This is a genomic window from Pseudomonas fluorescens, assembly GCF_902497895.1.
GTDB classification, from domain to species: Bacteria; Pseudomonadota; Gammaproteobacteria; order Pseudomonadales; family Pseudomonadaceae; genus Aquipseudomonas; species Aquipseudomonas fluorescens_BP.
In genome coordinates, this window is sequence record NZ_CABVHQ010000022.1 from 1 (window position 1) to 18295 (window position 18295).

Annotated in this window: 14 protein-coding genes, 1 tRNA gene and 1 pseudogene; 1 reads left to right on the forward strand and 15 read right to left on the reverse strand. The window is 62.1% G+C overall.

Annotated elements, in window-relative coordinates:
- The 8 genes and pseudogenes from F8N21_RS30870 to fdnG form a co-directional block, all read right to left on the reverse strand.
- Positions 1 to 198, reverse strand: a pseudogene (locus F8N21_RS30870) (hypothetical protein); the annotation flags it as partial.
- Positions 199 to 474: 276 nt separating this feature from the next.
- A tRNA-Sec gene (locus tag F8N21_RS13185) sits at positions 475 to 570 on the reverse strand.
- A gap of 6 nt (positions 571 to 576) precedes the next feature.
- Positions 577 to 2496 (reverse strand): selenocysteine-specific translation elongation factor, encoded by a 1920-nt coding sequence (gene selB / locus F8N21_RS13190; RefSeq protein ID WP_150642556.1) that lies wholly within the window; start codon positions 2494 to 2496, stop codon positions 577 to 579.
- Positions 2493 to 3923 (reverse strand): L-seryl-tRNA(Sec) selenium transferase, encoded by a 1431-nt coding sequence (gene selA / locus F8N21_RS13195; protein ID WP_150642557.1) that lies wholly within the window; start codon positions 3921 to 3923, stop codon positions 2493 to 2495. The genes selB and selA overlap by 4 nt, the downstream gene beginning before the upstream one ends.
- Before the next feature lie 93 nt (positions 3924 to 4016).
- Positions 4017 to 4943 carry a formate dehydrogenase accessory protein FdhE gene (gene fdhE / locus F8N21_RS13200; protein WP_150642558.1) on the reverse strand — a complete coding sequence of 309 codons (927 nt, stop codon included), beginning with the start codon at positions 4941 to 4943 and terminating at the stop codon, positions 4017 to 4019.
- 4 nt (positions 4944 to 4947) lie between these two features.
- Complete coding sequence (locus tag F8N21_RS13205) at positions 4948 to 5601, reverse strand: formate dehydrogenase subunit gamma (RefSeq protein ID WP_150642559.1); 654 nt, start codon at positions 5599 to 5601, stop codon at positions 4948 to 4950.
- Positions 5598 to 6542 (reverse strand): formate dehydrogenase subunit beta, encoded by a 945-nt coding sequence (gene fdxH / locus F8N21_RS13210; protein ID WP_150642560.1) that lies wholly within the window; start codon positions 6540 to 6542, stop codon positions 5598 to 5600. The genes F8N21_RS13205 and fdxH overlap by 4 nt, the downstream gene beginning before the upstream one ends.
- Positions 6543 to 9611 (reverse strand): formate dehydrogenase-N subunit alpha, encoded by a 3069-nt coding sequence (fdnG, locus tag F8N21_RS13215; protein WP_150642561.1) that lies wholly within the window; start codon positions 9609 to 9611, stop codon positions 6543 to 6545.
- Positions 9612 to 10068: 457 nt separating this feature from the next.
- Here fdnG and F8N21_RS30875 point away from each other — a divergent pair, with 457 nt between their 5' ends.
- Positions 10069 to 11163, forward strand: a complete 1095-nt coding sequence (locus F8N21_RS30875) for a hypothetical protein (protein ID WP_150642562.1) — start codon at positions 10069 to 10071, stop codon at positions 11161 to 11163.
- Positions 11164 to 11244: 81 nt separating this feature from the next.
- On the opposite strand, the gene F8N21_RS13225 is transcribed toward F8N21_RS30875, so the two are convergent.
- The 7 genes from F8N21_RS13225 to sufC are packed head-to-tail and all read right to left on the reverse strand — an operon-like array spanning position 11245 to position 18283.
- On the reverse strand, positions 11245 to 11583 hold the full coding sequence (locus F8N21_RS13225) for a carboxymuconolactone decarboxylase family protein (protein WP_150642563.1): 339 nt from the start codon (positions 11581 to 11583) through the stop codon (positions 11245 to 11247).
- A gap of 43 nt (positions 11584 to 11626) precedes the next feature.
- On the reverse strand, positions 11627 to 13615 hold the full coding sequence (locus tag F8N21_RS13230) for a thioredoxin domain-containing protein (RefSeq protein WP_150642564.1): 1989 nt from the start codon (positions 13613 to 13615) through the stop codon (positions 11627 to 11629).
- Between the two features lie 9 nt (positions 13616 to 13624).
- The gene (gene sufT / locus F8N21_RS30455) at positions 13625 to 14461 is read right to left on the reverse strand and encodes a putative Fe-S cluster assembly protein SufT (protein WP_191624308.1); all 837 of its coding nucleotides are present in this window, start codon (positions 14459 to 14461) and stop codon (positions 13625 to 13627) included.
- A gap of 3 nt (positions 14462 to 14464) precedes the next feature.
- The gene (gene sufU, locus F8N21_RS13240; protein WP_150642565.1) at positions 14465 to 14923 is read right to left on the reverse strand and encodes a Fe-S cluster assembly sulfur transfer protein SufU; all 459 of its coding nucleotides are present in this window, start codon (positions 14921 to 14923) and stop codon (positions 14465 to 14467) included.
- A complete protein-coding gene (locus F8N21_RS13245; RefSeq protein WP_150642566.1) occupies positions 14920 to 16197 on the reverse strand; it encodes a cysteine desulfurase in 1278 nt (425 codons plus the stop codon). Before F8N21_RS13245 ends, sufU begins: the two co-directional genes overlap by 4 nt.
- The gene (sufD, locus tag F8N21_RS13250; RefSeq protein ID WP_150642567.1) at positions 16194 to 17522 is read right to left on the reverse strand and encodes a Fe-S cluster assembly protein SufD; all 1329 of its coding nucleotides are present in this window, start codon (positions 17520 to 17522) and stop codon (positions 16194 to 16196) included. Before sufD ends, F8N21_RS13245 begins: the two co-directional genes overlap by 4 nt.
- Positions 17519 to 18283: a Fe-S cluster assembly ATPase SufC gene (gene sufC / locus F8N21_RS13255; RefSeq protein ID WP_150642568.1), complete on the reverse strand. Its 765-nt coding sequence runs from the start codon at positions 18281 to 18283 to the stop codon at positions 17519 to 17521. Before sufC ends, sufD begins: the two co-directional genes overlap by 4 nt.
- Positions 18284 to 18295: the final 12 nt, after the last annotated feature.

Below are 18295 nucleotides of genomic sequence, written 5' to 3' on the forward strand. Positions count from 1 at the left end.
GGCTCCACGAAGTCTGCCGCCGGCAGGCGGCGGCGCGCTCGCGGCGCTCTGGCTGGCAGCCACGGCTTGACAGTCGGTGATGTCCAGCTGGATTTGTTGCGAAGTCTGGCCCTTCATTGGCACGACTGTTTCCGCCCATCCCTGGGTACCGGCAAGTGACAAGGCGAGGCACAGACTTATGGACGATAACCTATTCATGAAAACCTCCGACAAGGCCCAGCGCTCGGCAGAGGACTGGGTCGGGGGACAGGCAGGCAACGACATCGCACCTGGTGATTCTTGAGCTTCGTGCTCAAAAATTGTACACCGGTTTTTGCTACGGCTCGCCCTTGCCAAAGGTTATCGCGGGCCATCCGGCCAGTGACGGAAGTCGGCAGCGCCGTTCTTCCAAAATCCTTTCGCGCTGGGGTCGCGGGAGGTCAGTACCGACGTTTTCCTGTCAGCAACCTGTTGATCAACAAGACCTGCGCTAAATGGCGGAAGGCAGCGGGAGTCGAACCTGCCCGGGAACGGCTGCCGTCCCCAACCGGGTTTGAAGCCCGGCCGCGCCACCGGGCGCGATTGCCTTCCTTGAAGTCAGCCTTCGGTCCGTTGGGCCAGTGCGTTGTCCGCACGGATGCAGCGCTGGTCGCCAAGCCGTCGGGTCAAGCCAATCCGGTCGAAGAACTCAAGTATCTGAATGCTGCGCTTGCGGCCCAAGCCCACCCTGTCGCGAAACTCCGCTGCCTGGATCTGCGGCTTATCAGCAACCAGTTGCACTAGCATAGTCGCCATTTGGCGTACCCTGGCGTCAGTGTAAAACAGGTCACGCACGACTTGATGCACCTTCCCTAGTCTGGCCATTTTGCGCAGCAGCAAGCGCACGGCAGCTTCGTCACGGCCGATAGCGCTGGCCAGGCCGCGGACCCAGGGTGGATCGAAACCAGCCTGTTCGAGCAGCGGCTGCAATTGTTGCCACATGGCCTCGTCTTCTTCGCTCAGGCGCGCCTGGTGTTCGGGTAAATGCAGCCAGGGCCCACTGACTTCAATAACGCCGCTGGCCAGCAATTCGTCAAGCAAGCTGATGAATGTCGGCCGGTCCAGCGGCATCGCTGCGAACCGGCGCAAGCGATCGCGGTCCGGTCCCAGTTGGTCCGGTTCAAGTTGATGAAACCGCGCCAGTTGCTCCAGCAACGAAGCTTTAAGGGCCTGCCAACGGACAACGCTGAACAACAATGGACCTTGGCGCGTGGTAATGACGCAGACATCAGGCGGTAAATTCCAGCTGCTGCGCAGGCGATTGAACTGACGCTCAAGGCGTTGCGGATCGAGTCCGGTATCACTGTTGGCAAGCAGCGCAGGCAGTACCTGTTCCAGACTTTCGGTTGCGGCCAACGCCTGCAGTTGCGCCAACCGCGCCGGACTGCGGCGTTGACGGGCTGGCGCGAATGGGTCCAGCACCCGACCACCCCCGAGGGTGCGTCGGGCGCTCTGGTCGCGCAGGACCAGGCGATCACCCTGCACCGCCTGCATCGGCGTATTCACCAACAGTTGCGCGAACATCCGCTCACCCGGTGCCAGGCGGATGCCCTCCAGCAATGCGACCCGGGCAGTGACGTCCTGAGTGCCCAGGTGCACGTGCACCGGACTGAAATGTTCGAAGGCCCTTGGCTCGCTGGCCAATAGCTGCATCTCGATGTCCAGGCGCCGGGTAGGCGCATGCAGCCACTCGGCCAGCAGCCAGTCACCCCGGTGGATCTGTTCCAGGGCCAGACGTTCGGCACTCAGGTTCAACGCCACTCGTTGACCGGCCCAGGCCTCGACGGCGGCCTGATTCTGCGCATGCAAGCCACGCACCCGCACAGGCTTGCCGACTTGGCCCAACAGCAGCGTGTCGCCCACCTTCACCTGCCCGGCCAGGGCCGTGCCGGTGACCACAATACCAGCCCCGGCTATGCTGAAAGCACGGTCGATTGCCAAGCGAAAACCGCCGCCAACGCTGCGCTGCCGGACCTCGTTCTGGGCGGCCAGCAACGCCTGACGCAGGGCCTCGATACCCTCCCCGATCAGACTCGACACCGGGAACTGCGGTGCGCCGCAATAAGCTCCAGGCTCCAGCAATGCCGTGACCTGGGCGTGTACCGCCTGTACCCGCGCCGGGTCGACCCGGTCGCACTTGCTGATCGCCACCAGCATCCGGGGGATCCCCAGCAACTCGACAATCGCCAAATGCTCGCGGGTCTGAGGCATTACCCCGTCATCGGCCGCCACCACCAGCAGCACCAGGTCAATGCCCTGGGCGCCAGCGAGCATGTTATGGATGAAGCGCTCATGGCCGGGCACGTCGATAAAGCCAGTCAGGGCCGCACCCGGTTCCAGCGCCGCGTAGAGGTAGCCCAGGTCGATGGTGAGGCCACGTTCGCGTTCTTCCCGGCGACGATCACCGGCCTGGCCGGTCAGGGCCTGGAGCAAGGTAGTCTTGCCGTGGTCTATGTGCCCCGCAGTGCCGACAATCACCCTGCCCGGCCCTCCTCTTGCAGTTGATCGAGTTGGGCCAACCACGCCGCTTCGTCGTCCAGTTGGCGCAGGTCCAGCCATAGAGCATCGTCGTCGATGCGCCCGAGCACCGGAATGGGCAAGGCTCGCAAGGCTTTCTCCAGGCCGTGCAGCTGTCGTCCGCGCAACCGTTTGGGTACGTGCGGGCGCAGACACAGAGCGGCACTTGGCAGCCGGGCCACCGGTTGGCTGCCGCTGCCGATCATTCCCAGCGCCGGCAGCGCAGCCACACTCCAGCCGTCGCCCAATACCCGCGCCAACAGCGGGCGCAGGCGTTCGGCCTGGGCGAGGATATCGGCCTGCGGGCGGGTGAGCAGGCGCAGACTGGGCAAGCGTTCGGCCAGCCGATCGGGGTCGCGGTAGAGCCCCAGCACCGCTTCGAGGGCGGCCAGGGTCAGTTTGTCCACCCGCAAGGCACGCTTGAGCGGGTTCTTCTTGATCCGCGCGATCAGGTCCTTGCGGCCGACGATCAATCCCGCCTGAGGGCCACCCAACAACTTGTCACCGCTGAAGGTGACGATATCGGCCCCATCGGTAAGGGCCTGGCGCACCGTGGGTTCGGCGGGCAGGCCCCAGCGGGTCAGGTCCAACAGGCTACCGCTGCCCAGGTCCGCGAGCAGCGGCAACCCGTGTCGGTGGGCCAGTTGCGCAAGCTCGGCAGTCGGCACCTGGGCGGTGAAGCCCTGGATGCTGTAGTTGCTGGTGTGCACGCGCATCAACAGTCCGCTGCGCGGGCCGATGGCAGCTTCGTAATCCCGGGCATGGGTGCGGTTGGTGGTGCCCACTTCCTGCAGCCTGACCCCGGCCCGGGCCATGATGTCGGGAATGCGAAAAGCACCGCCGATTTCGATCAGCTCACCTCGGGAGATAATGCCCTCCTTGCGCGCGCCCAGGCTGTTGAGGGCGAGCAACACGGCGGCGGCGTTGTTGTTGACCACCGTCACCGCCTCGGCACCGGTCAGCTCGCGGATCAGGCCTTCGATCAAGTCGTCGCGGTCGCCGCGCTTGCCGCTTTGCAAGTCGAATTCCAGATTGAGCGGATAGCGGGCAGCCAGTTGCACTGCCTCAATGGCTTCCTCCGGCAGCAGCGCCCGACCGAGGTTGGTATGCAGCACAGTCCCTGTGAGATTGAACACCCTGCGGAGCTGGCTGCGATGCTGGATGGCCAGACGCTCGCCTGCCCTCCCCGCCAATACGTCGGGGGCGATTTCAACGGCATCCAGTTCACCCTTGTGCACCGGCTCGCGCAAGTCATCAAGCAGTTGCCGCAGGCCGGCCAGCAGCGCGTCATGCCCGTAACGCTCGGCCAGCAACTGGCAGGCAGGATGGCGCAGCAAGCTGTCGATGGAGGGCAGCCGCAATGCCTGGCTGGCGGATCTGGCGGACATCAGAGGCTCCCGGAAGCGATTGACCGTCGCGTCTGAGTGTAGCCGCTGAGCTCATAGGCATAAGCTCGCAGGGGCAAGCTCAAAGGGATAAGCTCAGTCGCCTCCCGGTGCCAGCATCAGATTGGGTGACAGGCGCTGATAGCCTTCCTGCTCCAGGCGCATGTCCAGGATCAGGCTGGACAGATCCGCCGAGAGCGCTTCGGCTTCGGCGTCGTTCTCCAGGTAGATCAATTTCAGATAGCTGTTGCAGCCGGGACAGACTTCCGCCCGCAACGGCGCCTGATTGGCGGCGTGCCGGTCATCCTCGAAGCTGACGTATTCAAGCCCCTTGCTCTGTTCGCAATACACGCATTTGACCCGCACCACGTGCCATTCGCAGGCACACAACGAGCACACCAGATAACGCAAACCGTTGTATTTGCCGCGATGATGAATGACCCCGGCCATCGCCGGCGAGCCGCAGGCCGGGCATTGGCTGAGGCTGTCGCCACGCTGCAGTTCAAGGTTTGGCGTGTTCAGCAGCCAATGGCTCCAGGCCGCTTGCAGCGCAGCACCGAGAAACGGCGCCAGCGCCGCCGGCAGCAGTGAATATTGGCCGCTGACCAAAGCAATCGCCCAGGCTTTGCGTTGCCCGGTGTTGGCGTTGCGCAAGGTGGCCAGCGCTTTTTCTATCGCCGGTTGAGGCGGTGCCGGATAACGCTGCAACAAGGCCTCGAGATACGGCAGCCAAACGTCTTCGCGTACCAGACTGTCGGCAGCGAACGGTGGCAAGCCATGTTCCACGCACACCCGCAGGCGTTCGGGATCGAGCATGGCGGCCACGGGCGGATCGTCCATCAGGCGCTGCTGAACATGACACAGACCCGCGATCAAACGCAGATAGTCCGCCAGTGGATGCTCGTCGGCCAGGCGTTCCAGGCGCAATGCGCGCAAGGTGAACAGGTTGTTCGGTGGCAGGTGCAGAAACGGCGGTGAACTCGCCGCCGCTTCTATCTGCCCGGGCTCGAGGATCGTGGCCAAGGGGTCATCCTTTTTTCGTGATCGGTCGCTCAGGCGTCTCGTCACCGGTCACTTCCCGGTACCAGAGTTCATGGTGTTTTTTTGCCCAGGCGCGGCTGACCCCACCACGCACCATGGCGTGGACCGAACCGCGAATCCAGATACCAGCGTAGACGTGGACGATGATGCTCAATACCAGGATGAACCCCGCCAACGCATGCAGCAGCATCGCCCAGCGAAGGCTGGTGATGCCGAAATACTCGCTGAACCAGGCGCGCCAGATCACCAGCCCGCTGAACAGCAGTACCAGCATGCAGATCAGCAACACCCAGAACAGCAGCTTCTGCCCCGGGTTGTACTTGCCGATCGGCGGCACGCCCTCCTCCTCGTTACGCATCACGCGCCCGACGCGCCTGAGCCATAACCGGTCGTTGGCGCTGAAGTAATTCGCCCGCCAGAAACTGAACACCAGGCCGAGGAACAGCACAAACATCGCCACGCCCATGTACGGATGCAGAATGCGCGTCCACGAGCCGCCGCCAAACAGGTTGCTGAGCCAGAACAACCCTGGATGGAACAAGGCCAGACCCGACAGCGCGGCCATGAGAAACAGAATCGCCACCAGCCAGTGATTGGTGCGCTGGTTGGCGGTGTAGCGCAGGATAGGTTTGTCGTTCATGGCCTGTCCTCCCCGCCCGGCTTCCCGGGATCAAAGGTGTGCACCGACGGATCGACTTCATGCACGACCGGGTCGATGGTGGTCGGATGTTCGTCCTCCTCGACCAACTGCGGCCCGATGCGCACGTAGTGGAAGAACCCGGCCAGCACCGCCGCGCCCATGGCCAATAACGCCAGGGGTTTGCTCAGGCCTTTCCACAGGTCCACCAGCGGACTGATCGCCGGGTGATCCGGCAGCCCGGCATATAACCTGGGTGTGTCGGCATGGTGCAGCACATACATGACGTGGGTGCCGCCGACACCCTCGGGGTCATACAAGCCGGCGTTTTCGAAACCGCGGCTCTTGAGGTCGACGATGCGTTCGGCGGCGTGTTCTTTCATGTCTTCCTTGGTGCCGAAGACAATGGCGCCGGTCGGACAGGTTTTCACGCAGGCCGGTTCCAGTCCCACCGCCACCCGGTCCGAGCACAGTGTGCACTTGTAGGCCTTGTGGTCCTTTTGCGAGATACGCGGGATGTTGAAAGGGCAACCCGTGATGCAATACCCGCAGCCGATGCAATGGTCCTGATCGAAGTCGACGATGCCGTTGGCGTGCTTGATGATCGCCCCCGGGCTCGGGCACGCCGCCAGGCAGCCGGGCTCGGCGCAGTGCATGCAGCCGTCCTTGCGAATCAGCCATTCCAGGTTGCCGGCAGCGGTTTCATGCTCGGTGAAGCGCATCAAGGTCCAGGTGTCTGCGCTGAGGTCATGAGGGTTGTCGTAGGTACCGAAGTTGTGACCGACATCGTCGCGCAGCTCGTTCCATTCCGAGCAGGCGACCTGGCAGGCCTTGCAGCCGATGCACTTGGTGGTGTCGATCAGCTTGGCCACTTCCTCTTGAGTGCGCACCGAAGGCGGAACGGTGGTGGTGGCCGAACGGGCGATGATGTCTTGGCTGGCCATTTAGACTTTCTCCACGTTGACCAGGAATGACTTGGATTCCGGGGTCTGGGTGTTGCCATCGCCGAGGAATGGCACCAGGGTGTTGGTCAGGTAACCGTGACGGGTGGCGCCGGTGAAGCCCCAGTGCAACGGAATACCGATCTGGTGCACCACCTGATTGTTGACCTGCAGCGGACGGATCCGCTTGGTCACCACCGCCACCGCTTCGATATGCCCGCGTTTGCAACTGACCCGCACCCGGTCACCGGCGGCAATGCCCTTCTCCTTGGCCAGCGCTTCACCAATCTCGACAAACTGCTCAGGCTGGGTCACGGCATTGATCGGACAATGCTTGGTCCAGAAGTGGAAGTGCTCGGTCAGCCGGTAGCTGGTTGCCGCGTAAGGGAAGTCCTTGGCCTGCCCGAGGGTGTCCCAGACCGAATCGAAGATCCGCCCGGCCGGGTTGCTGGTCGCCTGCTTGTTGTTCGGGTGCATCGGGTTGATGCCGATAGGCGTCTCGAACGGTTCGTAATGCTCCGGGAACGGTCCTTCGTTCATCTTGTCGAGGGCGAAGAAACGGGCCACGCCTTCGGGGTTCATGATGAACGGGTTGATGCCCGCTTCCGGTGCGGCGTCGACCTTGTAGTCGGGCACGTCGGTGCCGGTCCAGACCTTGCCGTTCCACCACACCAGCCGTTTGTTCTCGGCCCAGGGTTTGCCTTGAGGGTCGCAAGAGGCACGGTTGTAGAGAATCCGCCGGTTCATCGGCCAGGCCCAGGCCCACCCCAGGTTCTGCTTCATGCCGAAGGGGTCGCTGTTGTCGCGACGGGCCATCAGGTTGCCCTGCTCGGTCCAGCTGCCGCAGAAGATCCAGCAGCCGGACGCCGTGCTGCCATCGTCCTTGAGCTGGGCGAAGCCGGACAACTGCTGCCCGGCCTTGACCACCACAGCGCCTGTGGCGTCGGTGACATCGGCGATGGCGTAGCCGTTGGATTCCCGGGCCAGCTCTTCCGGCGTGGGATCATCGGGCATCTTGTAGGGCCAGTCGAGCTTGAGGATCGGCTCGGCCCAGGCACCGCCATTGGCTTGGTAACGCTGGCGCAGGCGCAAGAACAGATCGCTCATGATTTTCACGTCGGTGCGCGCTTGCCCCGGGCCATCGGCGCCTTTCCAGTGCCATTGCAGCCAGCGGCCGCTGTTGACCAGCGAGCCGTTTTCTTCGGCGAAGCAGGTGGTGGGCAGGCGGATGACTTCGGTCTGGATGTTGGCCGTTTCCACATCGTTGTAAGGCCCGACGTTGCGCCAGAACTCCGAGGTCTCGGTGGCCAGCGGGTCCATCACCACCAGCCACTTGAGTTTGGCCAGCGCCTTCATCACACGGTTCTTGTCAGGCAAGGCGGCGATCGGGTTGAAGCCCTGGCAAACGTAGCCATTGACCTCGCCCTTGCCCATCATGTCGAACATTTTCAGGATGTCGTAGCCGGGGATGTCGAGCTTGGGCAGCCAGTCGTAGCCCCAATGGTTCTCTGCGGTGGCATTGGCGCCGTACCAGGCCTTCATCAGGCTGACGTGGAACTTGCCGTAGTTCTGCCAATAGGACATCTGCCCGGGGCGCAACGGCTTGAGTGCGCGCTTGGCGATGTAGGCGTCATAGTCCTGCTCGGCGTCGGCCGGCAGGGTCAGGTAACCGGGCAGCAGATTGGACAGTAGCCCAAGGTCGGTCAGGCCCTGGATATTGGAGTGCCCGCGCAGGGCATTGACGCCCCCGCCCGGCATGCCGACGTTGCCCAGCAGCAGTTGCACCATGGCCGCGCTGCGGATCATCTGCGAACCGGTCGAATGCTGGGTCCAACCCAGGGCGTAGAGGATCGTCATGGTCTTGCCCGGTTGCGAGCAAGTGGCGATCTCTTCCCAGATCTTCAGCATGCTGTCTTGCGGCATGCCGCAGACCTGACTGGCCAGCTCCAGGGTGTAGCGGCTGTAGTGGTGTTTCATCAGCTGGTAGACGCAGCGTGGGTCCTGCAAGGTCGGGTCGACTTTGGCAAAGCCGTCCTCGCCGATTTCATAGCCCCAGCTCGACTTGTCGCTGTAGGTGCGCTTGGTTGCGTCGTAACCGGTAAACAGCCCGTCCTCGAAACCGAAGTCGGATTTGACGATGAACGACACGTCCGTATAGGCACGTACATACTCGTGCTGGAGCTTGTCTTCAGTGAGCAAATAGTTGATCAATCCGCCCATGAAGGCGATGTCGGTACCCGTGCGGATCGGCGCGTAATAGTCGGCCACCGAGGCCGTACGGGTGAACCTTGGATCGACCACGATCAGCCGCGCCTTGTTGTGGGCTTTGGCTTCGGTCACCCATTTGAAGCCACAAGGGTGGGCTTCGGCGGCATTGCCACCCATCACCAGGACCAGATTCGCGTTGGCGATATCGGTCCAGTGGTTGGTCATGGCACCACGGCCATACGTCGGGGCAAGACTTGCCACCGTCGGGCCATGTCAGACACGTGCCTGGTTATCGAACCCCAGCATGCCCAGGCTGCGAATGACCTTGTGAGTCATGTAACCGGACTCGTTGGAGGACGCGGAGGCAGCAAGGAAACCGGTGGTCAGCCAGCGATTCACCGTTTGCCCCTGGGCGTTCTTCTCGACGAAGTTGGCGTCACGGTCGGCCTTCATCAGGTCGGCGACGCGATCCATCGCTTCATCCCAGGACACCCGCGTCCACTCCTCGCTGCCCGGCTTGCGCACCTGCGGGTATTGCAGGCGGCTGGGGCTATGGATGAAGTCCAGCAGGCCCGCGCCTTTGGGGCACAGGGTGCCGCGGTTGACTGGATGGTCGGCATCGCCTTCGATATGAATGATGCTCTGGGCGACGTTCTTTGCCGTATCGCCCTGGCTGTACATGATCAAGCCGCAACCCACCGAGCAGTAGGGGCAGGTGTTGCGGGTTTCATGGGTATGGGCCAGCTTGAAGTGGCGCACTTGCTCGGCGAAGGCAGGCGTCGGGGCCATGCCCAGCGCGGCCAGGCTCGAGCCCCCAAGGCCGAGCGCGGCGACCTTGAAGAACTGACGACGGTTGAGGTCCATCGTGCACTCCTGATCAGGTGGAAGTACCCGGTATTAACCAGGATCCAGGACGATCACGGTGACGGCTGTAGAGTCACCGACACTTGACATTTTAGTCAGGATTGCCCGGGGCACGATGAAAACCGATCATCGGTGGTGCCGGGCAGCGTTCTACGAGCTGTGCGGCGTTGATGAGTCAGGTGGGTGGTTTTTGGGTTAGCTGCGCCTGCCCCGTAATAAGACGTTTCAGCGAATCAACAATGCCTGGCCCTTGGGCGAATGGACCCGCTTTTATCAAGGCCCATCCTTCATCTTTTGAATCACTTCCGCGCACAGCTTTCGCTTGTTCACGTAGTAAAGTAGCAATCAAGCAGCAGCAGAACGCCGCATAGCTCTTTTAGTGGTTATGTGCGGCTACTTATTGGGCAGAAAAATAGTATGAAAATATAAACCCAACATGAAAATACAAGGTGTATTTATGAAAAAGCATGGATGCTCAACACTCCTGCTTGTTGGTTTGCTTTTTGGGGCGGGAGTCAACACCGCAGTTGCCAGTCCGGACAAGGCCCATCGAGTGCTAATAATAACAAAAGGTAAAGGTGGTGATGCCAATGGTGCCGCAGCCCTGATAGCTGAATGGCCTAGGAAAAAAGCAGATTTGGTTAATTTATCCGACATACCGCCCAATCTTATTGATGCGAAAAAATACAGTTGCATCCTCCTCATTGGGCAAGGTGCTGTTGGCGAAATGCTCCTTGGTGAAAATAGAAAAAATTTACTCACGGTCAAGAAAATTGGCATGTACTCACATTTGATTGACGCTCCCATTATGCAATTCTTAAAAGAGGAACACACTCGACCACCTAATGTATTTTTTTTAAAATCACAAATTTTTCTTTTAAGATTCAAAGACTTGGCGTTATTTAAAAAGTTGAGTCAAATGGAAGATGACTATCTTTGGAGTACATCTCTAGCTATTCGAAGCACTCGCAAAATGATGCGGAACAGCCTGCCCGCTCACTCCCCATTTTTAGAGATGGATAATGTCATTTGGCTAGGTGGTAATTACACAACATCCTCAGGAAGCCAGCGAATACTGAGCGATCAAGAAATTCTCGATAGCTTGAGAAATCTCCACAACACTATAAAGCCAGGCTCCTCGGTGGCTTTGATGTTAATGCCGAGACTCTTCAAGCCAAATGCGAATCGCGAAGACAAACTCATCCTGCTTACAGAAATAGCATCCATTTATTCCGATACGGCATTTCATTTCTATGCCAATGCTTTGATGGCTGACGAGCTCAATACCGTTAAAACACCCATACATGAAGCGCCATCCTACGATGAGCTAATGACGCTTCCATGGTGGAAAACGCAGCATTTCGCTTCAGCAGATCAGTATAATCTATTCTCCGATTTAAACGCTGACGCTGAAAATGTAGCGCCTTTTTTATTAGACCCCTCTGATGCAGAGCAAGCACTGTACGCCATAAATTTCATCAATAAAAAAGACAGTAGAAGTATGCTTCAGGAAATCCTGTCCCATGGTTGCAAGGGTCTGCACACGCAATAAAAAATTGCACATTAATCCTGAAATGCTGCCTTCATTGAAAGCATTCAGGGATTGGCTGATGCCAAGCCAACGTTATAAGCTTTACCCGGGGACAGACTTGTTTCCTTTCTCAATCACATCGTCCGCCCAGCTAATGGCCGCAATGACGGTGGGGAAACCAATCGTGCTGGTCAGTGAGATCAGCGCGTGATGGATCTGCTCTGTGGTGGCGCCTGCTTCAAGTGCCCGTCGGGTGTGACTGTGCACTGCGCCCTCGGAGTGGATAGCCGCCGCGGCACTGAGCTGGATCAGCTGGAGGACTTGTTCGTCCAGCGGGCCGGCATGCCGCACGGCGGCACCCAGGGCATCCACAGCGACAAAGTAATCCGGGTGTTGTTGTTTGAGACGTTGGTAGGTGATGCGTGCGCTCTTGCTTTCCATCTTTTGTCTCCTCGAGTTGCAGGTGTGATGCAGTTCTTGCCCTTCACTCCAGGCAGCGCTCTACGAGCTGCGCGGCACTGGTTACAGGGCCTTGGCAGGTGCGGTTGCGGCAAACATAGGCGCAGGTTTGTCGGGCGAGCGTCTGTTGGCCTACGCCGATGGGTACATCCTCGGCAAATGCCAGGACACGGGTCGGCAGGTAGCGGCGCTGCAGGCGCGCCACCAAGGCGCTGGCGGTGGCGCGTTCGCCAACAATAACGATGCTGGTCGGGCCACGCTGGACGAAGTCCTGCGCTGCCAGCAGATGGGCGAAGCCGAAAGGATTCTGCGCGGCGGCAGCGCGGTACATGGCGAACACCTGCTCGGCACGCTCGCGGTAAAGCTCGCGGCCGGTCAGCTCAAACAGGCGCAGGAAAGCCCAGACGCTGGTCGAGGTGCCCGACGGCCAGGCATTGTCTTGCGGCGCCCGTGGCCGGTGCACCAGCGACTCGCCATCGCTGGGGGTGAAGTAGAGTCCGTCGTCCCAGAATTTCTCGAGGATCAGCTCGACCAGCCGGGTGGCGCGTTCCAGATAACGTTGATCGAAGTCGCACTCATAGAGGTCGAGCAAGGCGTTGGCGAGGAAGGCGTAGTCCTCGAGGAAGCCTGGAACCTTGGCCGTGCCCTCCCGCCAGGCGCGGTACAGGCCACCCTCGGCAGTCGAAAGTCGGTTCAGAATGAAATCGGCGGCGTGCTTCGCGGCGTCCAGCTGGGTTGGGGTGCCGGTCGCCTGGTAGGCGGCGCAGAGCCCCTGGATCATCAATGCGTTCCAGCTGGTGAGGATGTTCTCGTCGCGTCCCGGGCGAATGCGCTGGGCACGCGCTGCCAACAACTTGTCGCGCAGGCCCGCCAGTTGCACTTCCTGTGCCGGGTCCAGCGTGGCTGCGCGGTGCAGCACGGTGCTGGCATGCTCGAAGTTACCGCTGGCGCTTACACCGTAGGCCAGGCAGGCCAGCGCGGCGTCCGGCTCGCCGAGGACGGCCTGCATCTGCGCGGGTGTCCACACATAGAATTTGCCCTCTTCACCCTCGCTGTCGGCGTCCTCGCTGGCGTAGAAACCGCCCTCCGGGTGGGTCATGTCACGCAAGCAGTACTCGATCGTCTCCTCGAACACCCGCCGCCAGGCTGGCTTGCCAGTGGCGCGATAGGCGTCGGCATAGAGTTTCACCAACTGGCCGTTGTCGTAGAGCATCTTTTCGAAATGCGGTACCGCCCAGCGTTCATCCACACAGTAACGCGCGAAGCCGCCGCCCAGGTGATCATAGAGCCCACCGGCGGCCATCTGATCCAGGGTCAGCTCCAGGGAGCTCAGCAAATCCGGCTCGCGCACACGCTGATAAAGGCGCAGGACCAGATCATGGCAGGCCACGTTGGGAAACTTCGGTGCGTTGCCCAGGCCACCGTGCACCGGGTCGGTGTTGCGGGCAAACAGCCGAGCGGCGGCGGCCGGCTGGTCTGGCTCCAGCGGCGTGTCGCCCTCGAGCATTTGCGTGTCCATGGCGCGGTAACCCTGGAGGAACTGTTCGACGTTCTGTCGCAGCGCCGCGCGGTTGTTCTGCCAGGCCTCGCTCACACCGCGCAGGAGCTGGCTGAATCCTGGCCTGCCGTAGCCCTCCTGCGGCGGGAAGTAGGTGCCGCCGAAGAACGCCTCGCGCTCCGGGGTGAGAAATACCGTCAGCGGCCAGCCGCCGCCCTGCCCCAGCATCTGGACGACTTTTTGATAAATGTCATCGAGGTCCGGCCGCTCCTGGCGGTCGACTTTGATATTGATGAAGTATTCGTTCATCAGCCGCGCAACTTCTGGATCCTCGAACGACTCGTGGGCCATCACGTGGCACCAGTGGCAGGCGGCGTAACCCAGCGACAGGTGGATCGGCTTGTCCTCGTCGCGGGCACGCTGGAACGCTTCCTCGCCCCAGGGATACCAATCGACGGGGTTCTCTGCGTGCTGGCGCAGGTAGGGCGAGGTTTCTTTGGCGAGTCGATTGCTCATGGCGGCTCCTCAGAACAGGCCAAGCTGCAGACGGGCCGCATCGGACATGCGGCTTTGATCCCAGGGCGGCTCCCAGACGATCTCGACCTCGACCTGGCTGACTCCGGGGATGCTCTGGACCCTGGCGCGCGCGTCCTCCTTCAGCACGTCGCCCATCCCGCACCCGGGCGCGGTCATGGACATCTTGATCTCGACGCGCTGGCTGCCATCGGCGAGCGGCCGGGCTGCGCATTGATAAATCAACCCGAGATCCACCACATTGACCGGAATCTCCGGGTCGTAGACGGTGCGCAGCGTGTCGAGCACCTGCTGGATGTCGAAGGCTGCGCTGAGCACCGGTTGGGGTTGTGGCTGGCGAACATCGAGCCCCAGGGCATCGGCGTCCTCGGCGGCGATCCGCGCCAGCCGGCCTCCGGAGATCTGCAGCGTGATGCTGCCACCCAGTGCCTGGGCCACCATCACCCGCTCGCCGCGCCGCAGTTGCAGCTGCTCGCCGTGGGGAATCCGGGTCGCCGGGCAGTCCCGCGTGAGCTCGATCGGCTGCGCACGGCCAGGCTGATTCGGGTTGTCGAAATGAAAGCCGGCGCCTTGCAATTCATACGCAAAGTCGATGGACAGGCCATCGGCTCGCCCAGCGCTGGCGGGATCGAGCAGCAGCCTGATGCCGTAGGCGGTTTCGACGACGATATCGCCCTCGACGCCGGGTTCGAACAGAAACTCATGGGCGAAGCCCTCGTCGATCCTCAGTCGCACCGAATCTGTGCGCCCATCCGCCAGCGCGGCGCCAAGGATTTGCTGCGCCGAGTCGCTGAGGTGGATCCTGGGGATGACTGGATCGGCTGTCATGGCTTACTCCGTCGTAACCTGCCGGGCGCTTCCTTCGAGGGCGCTGCGCAGGGTGTGCCAGGCCAGGGTGGCGCACTTGACCCGCACCGGGAACTCCCATACCCCGGAAAGCACCGCGAGCTTGCCGAGCTCCCCGGGCGTCACCCGGCCGTTGGGTCCTTCGGTGAGCAACGTATGCACACGGGCAAAGAGTGCCAGCGCCTCTTCCGGTTTCTGCCCCTTGACCGCCAGGGTCATCAAGGATGCCGAGGCCTGGGAGATGGCGCAGCCGACCCCCTGGAAACCAATGTCCTCGATCACGCCGTCCGCGAGCTTGAGATAGATCCTCAGCTGATCGCCACACAGCGGATTGAAGCCCTCCGCAGTACAGGTAGCGTCCTCGAGCTTGCGGAAATTGCGCGGTCGCTTGCCGTGGTCGATGATCACGTCCTGATAGAGGTCGCGCAGCTCGTCGCCGCTCATCGAAATACCTCCCGGACCTTGGCCAGACCGGTCACCAGTGCATCGATATCCTGCTCGGTGCTGTAGCAGCCGAGCGAGGCGCGGGCGGTGGCGGCCACCCCGAAGCGGTTCATCAGGGGCTGGGCGCAGTGGTGCCCGGTGCGAATCGCGATCCCCTCGCGGTCGAGGATGGTACCGATATCGTGTGGATGGATGCCGTCGAGGACGAACGAAAGCACGCCGACTTTCTGCGCCGCAGTGCCGATCAGCCTGAGGCCGGGTACTGCCGCCAGCGCCTTCGTCGCGTAGGCCAGCACGCTCTGCTCGTGGGCGGCGATAGCCGCTGGCCCCAGTTCGCGGATGAAGTCGATCGCCGCGCCCAGGCCGATTGCCCCGGCCATGTTCGGCGTCCCCGCTTCGAAGCGGTACGGCGGTTTGTTATAGATCGTCTTCTCGAAGCTGACCGAGAGAATCATGTCGCCGCCGCCCTGGTAAGGCGGCATGGCGTCGAGCAGCTCGTGGCGGCCATAGAGCACGCCGATACCGGTGGGACCGTACATCTTGTGGCCCGACAGCGCGTAGAAGTCGCAGCCCAGTGCTCGCACGTCAACCTGTTCGAGGTGCGGGGCCGCCTGGGCGCCATCGACCAGCACCCGGACGCCCCGGGCGTGGGCAAGTTCGACAATGCGCCGGATCGGGTTGATGGTGCCAAGCACATTCGAGACATGGGTCACGGCCACCAGCCGGGTCCTGGGCCCGATCAGCCGCTCCAGTTCATCGAGCAGCAGTTCCCCGCTGTCGTCGATGGGGGCCACCCGCAGTCGGGCACCGGTTTGTTCGCAGAGCATCTGCCAGGGCACGATATTCGAGTGGTGCTCCATGGCGCTGATCAGCACCTCGTCGCCCGCGCGGACCTGCGCCTTGCCATAGGTCTGCGCTACCAGATTGACCGCTTCGGTGGTGCCGCGGACGAAGACGATCTCTTCGACCTGCTCGGCGTTGAGGAAGCCCTGGACCTTGGCCCGAGCCTTCTCGTACTCCTCGGTGGCGCGCACCGAGAGGTAGTGCACGCCACGGTGCACGTTGGCATTCTCCTGCAAGAAGAAATGCGAAATCGCCTCGATGACCTCCAGCGGCTTCTGGCTGGTCGCGGCGCTGTCGAGGTAAACCAGCGGTTTGCCATAGATCTGCTGGGCGAGAATCGGGAACATCCGGCGCACCCGCTCGACGTCGTAGCCTGACCCAAGGTCGAGCTGTTTCGGTAGCGCGTGAAGGCTGCTTTCGATATCACTCATGGCGACACCTCCAGGCTGCGCAGCTGCGCGGCGACCAGACGCTCTACATCGGCCCGCAGCGGCTCCAGGTCAATCAGCTCGAGCATCTCGCTGACGAACGCAAAGGTCAGCATCGACCGCGCCGCCGCCAGGGAAATCCCTCGTGAGCGCAGGTAGAAAAGCGCCTGTTCATCCAGTTGACCGACGGTGGCACCGTGGGCGCATTTGACGTCATCGGCAAAGATCTCCAGCCGCGGCTGGGTATTGATCTGGGCCAGGGTCGACAACAGGAGATTCTTGTTGGTCTGGCTGGCATCGGTCTTCATCGCCCCCGGGCGCACGATGATTCGCCCGTCGAAGACCCCATGCCCGCGCTCATCGATCACGCCTTTATAGAGTTCGCGGCTGGTGCAGCGCGGTGCCAGGTGCTCGATGGTGGTCTGGTTGTCCAGGTGCTGCTTGCCCCGTGGCAGGTACAGACCGTTCAGGGCGACCTCGGCGCCGGGCCCCTCGAGCGCGACTCGCACCTCTTGCCGCGCCAGCGCCGCGCCCAGTGCCCAGGAATGCGCGGCAAAGTGGCTGCCCTCGGCCTGGCGCACGCTGAGCAGCGCGACATGGAATGCTGCCGTGCTTTCGTTCTGCAGTGTGTAATGCTCGAGCGCAGCGCCTGCGTCAAGTACCACCTCGCTGACGGCATTGCTGAAATAGACCTCGCCCTCGCCGCCAAGGTGGCTTTCCACCAGGGTCGCGCGGCTCCCTGCGCCCACCCGCACCAAGGCCCGTGGATGGGTTATCAGCGGCGTGGCGCCCGGGATCGAAAGGAACACCAGATGGATCGGCGCTTCGACCGTCGTGTGAGCGGGTATCTGCACCAGGGCTCCGTCCTCGGCGAGGGCCGCATTGAGCGCGGTAAACGCCTGGGGCTGCGTGCGGAATGCATGGGAGAACGGCGCTTCGAGCGTCCCGCTGTCGGCACGCAGCAGCGTCGCGAAATGGGTCACCCGGGAATCCGGCGGGAGCGCCTCAAGCACCGAAAACTCAGCAGCGAAATAGCCGTTGACGAAGACCAGTCGCGGGCCGCCGTAGTTGCCGATGCGCTGCTCGATGCTGGCGTCGGACAGGCCCCGGCTCGCGCCCGGCCTGGCTGGCTGGAATGGGGTCTCCAGGATGGGCGCGACCCGTGTGTACTTCCAGGCCTCGTCCTTGGCCGTAGGAAAGCCGTGTTCGGCTACCCACTGGAACGCCGCGCGGCGCAATTCCCGCAGCCAGGCGGGCTGCCGGTCGTTGGCCGTTGCCTCAAGTTGCGCGAGGAACGCCGTACCCGCGGTATTCGGCGCGCTGGTCATGGTCCGGCTCCAGGGATTGCCGGATCCTGCTCGAAACTGGCATAGCCATGCTTCTCGAGCTCGACGGCCAGCTCCTTGCCGCCGGACTGGACGATCCGGCCGTTGGCCATGACGTGCACGCGATCCGGGACTATATAGTCAAGCAGTCGCTGGTAGTGGGTGATGATCAGCAGCGCGCGATCCTTGCTCCGCAGCGCGTTGACGCCGGTCGCGACTATCCGCAGCGCGTCAATGTCGAGGCCCGAGTCGGTCTCGTCGAGGATCGCCAGTTTGGGTTCGAGAATCGCCATCTGGAAAATTTCGTTGCGTTTCTTCTCGCCACCGGAAAAGTCGACGTTGACCGAGCGGTTCATAAAGCTCTGGTCCATCTCCACCAACGCCATGCGCTCCTTGGCCAGCGCGAGGAAATCCAGCGCGTCGAGTTCCTCGAGGCCACGCTGCTTGCGCACGGCGTTGAGGGCCGTGCGCAGGAAGTAGAGGTTGCCGACACCGGGGATCTCCACCGGGTACTGAAATGCGAGGAAAATACCCGCGACCGCCCGCTCTTCCGCCGGCATGCCGAGCAGATCCTGGCCTTCGTAGAGCACCTCGCCGCTGACCTCATAGGTGTCGAGGCCCGCCAGTACCTGGGCCAGGGTGCTTTTGCCGGAGCCGTTCGGCCCCATGATCGCGTGCACCTCACCCGCGTCGACCCGCAAGGTGATACCCCGCAGGATTTCACGGCCTTCGACGCTGGCGTGCAGATCATTGATCTCGAGCATGCTCCACCCCGG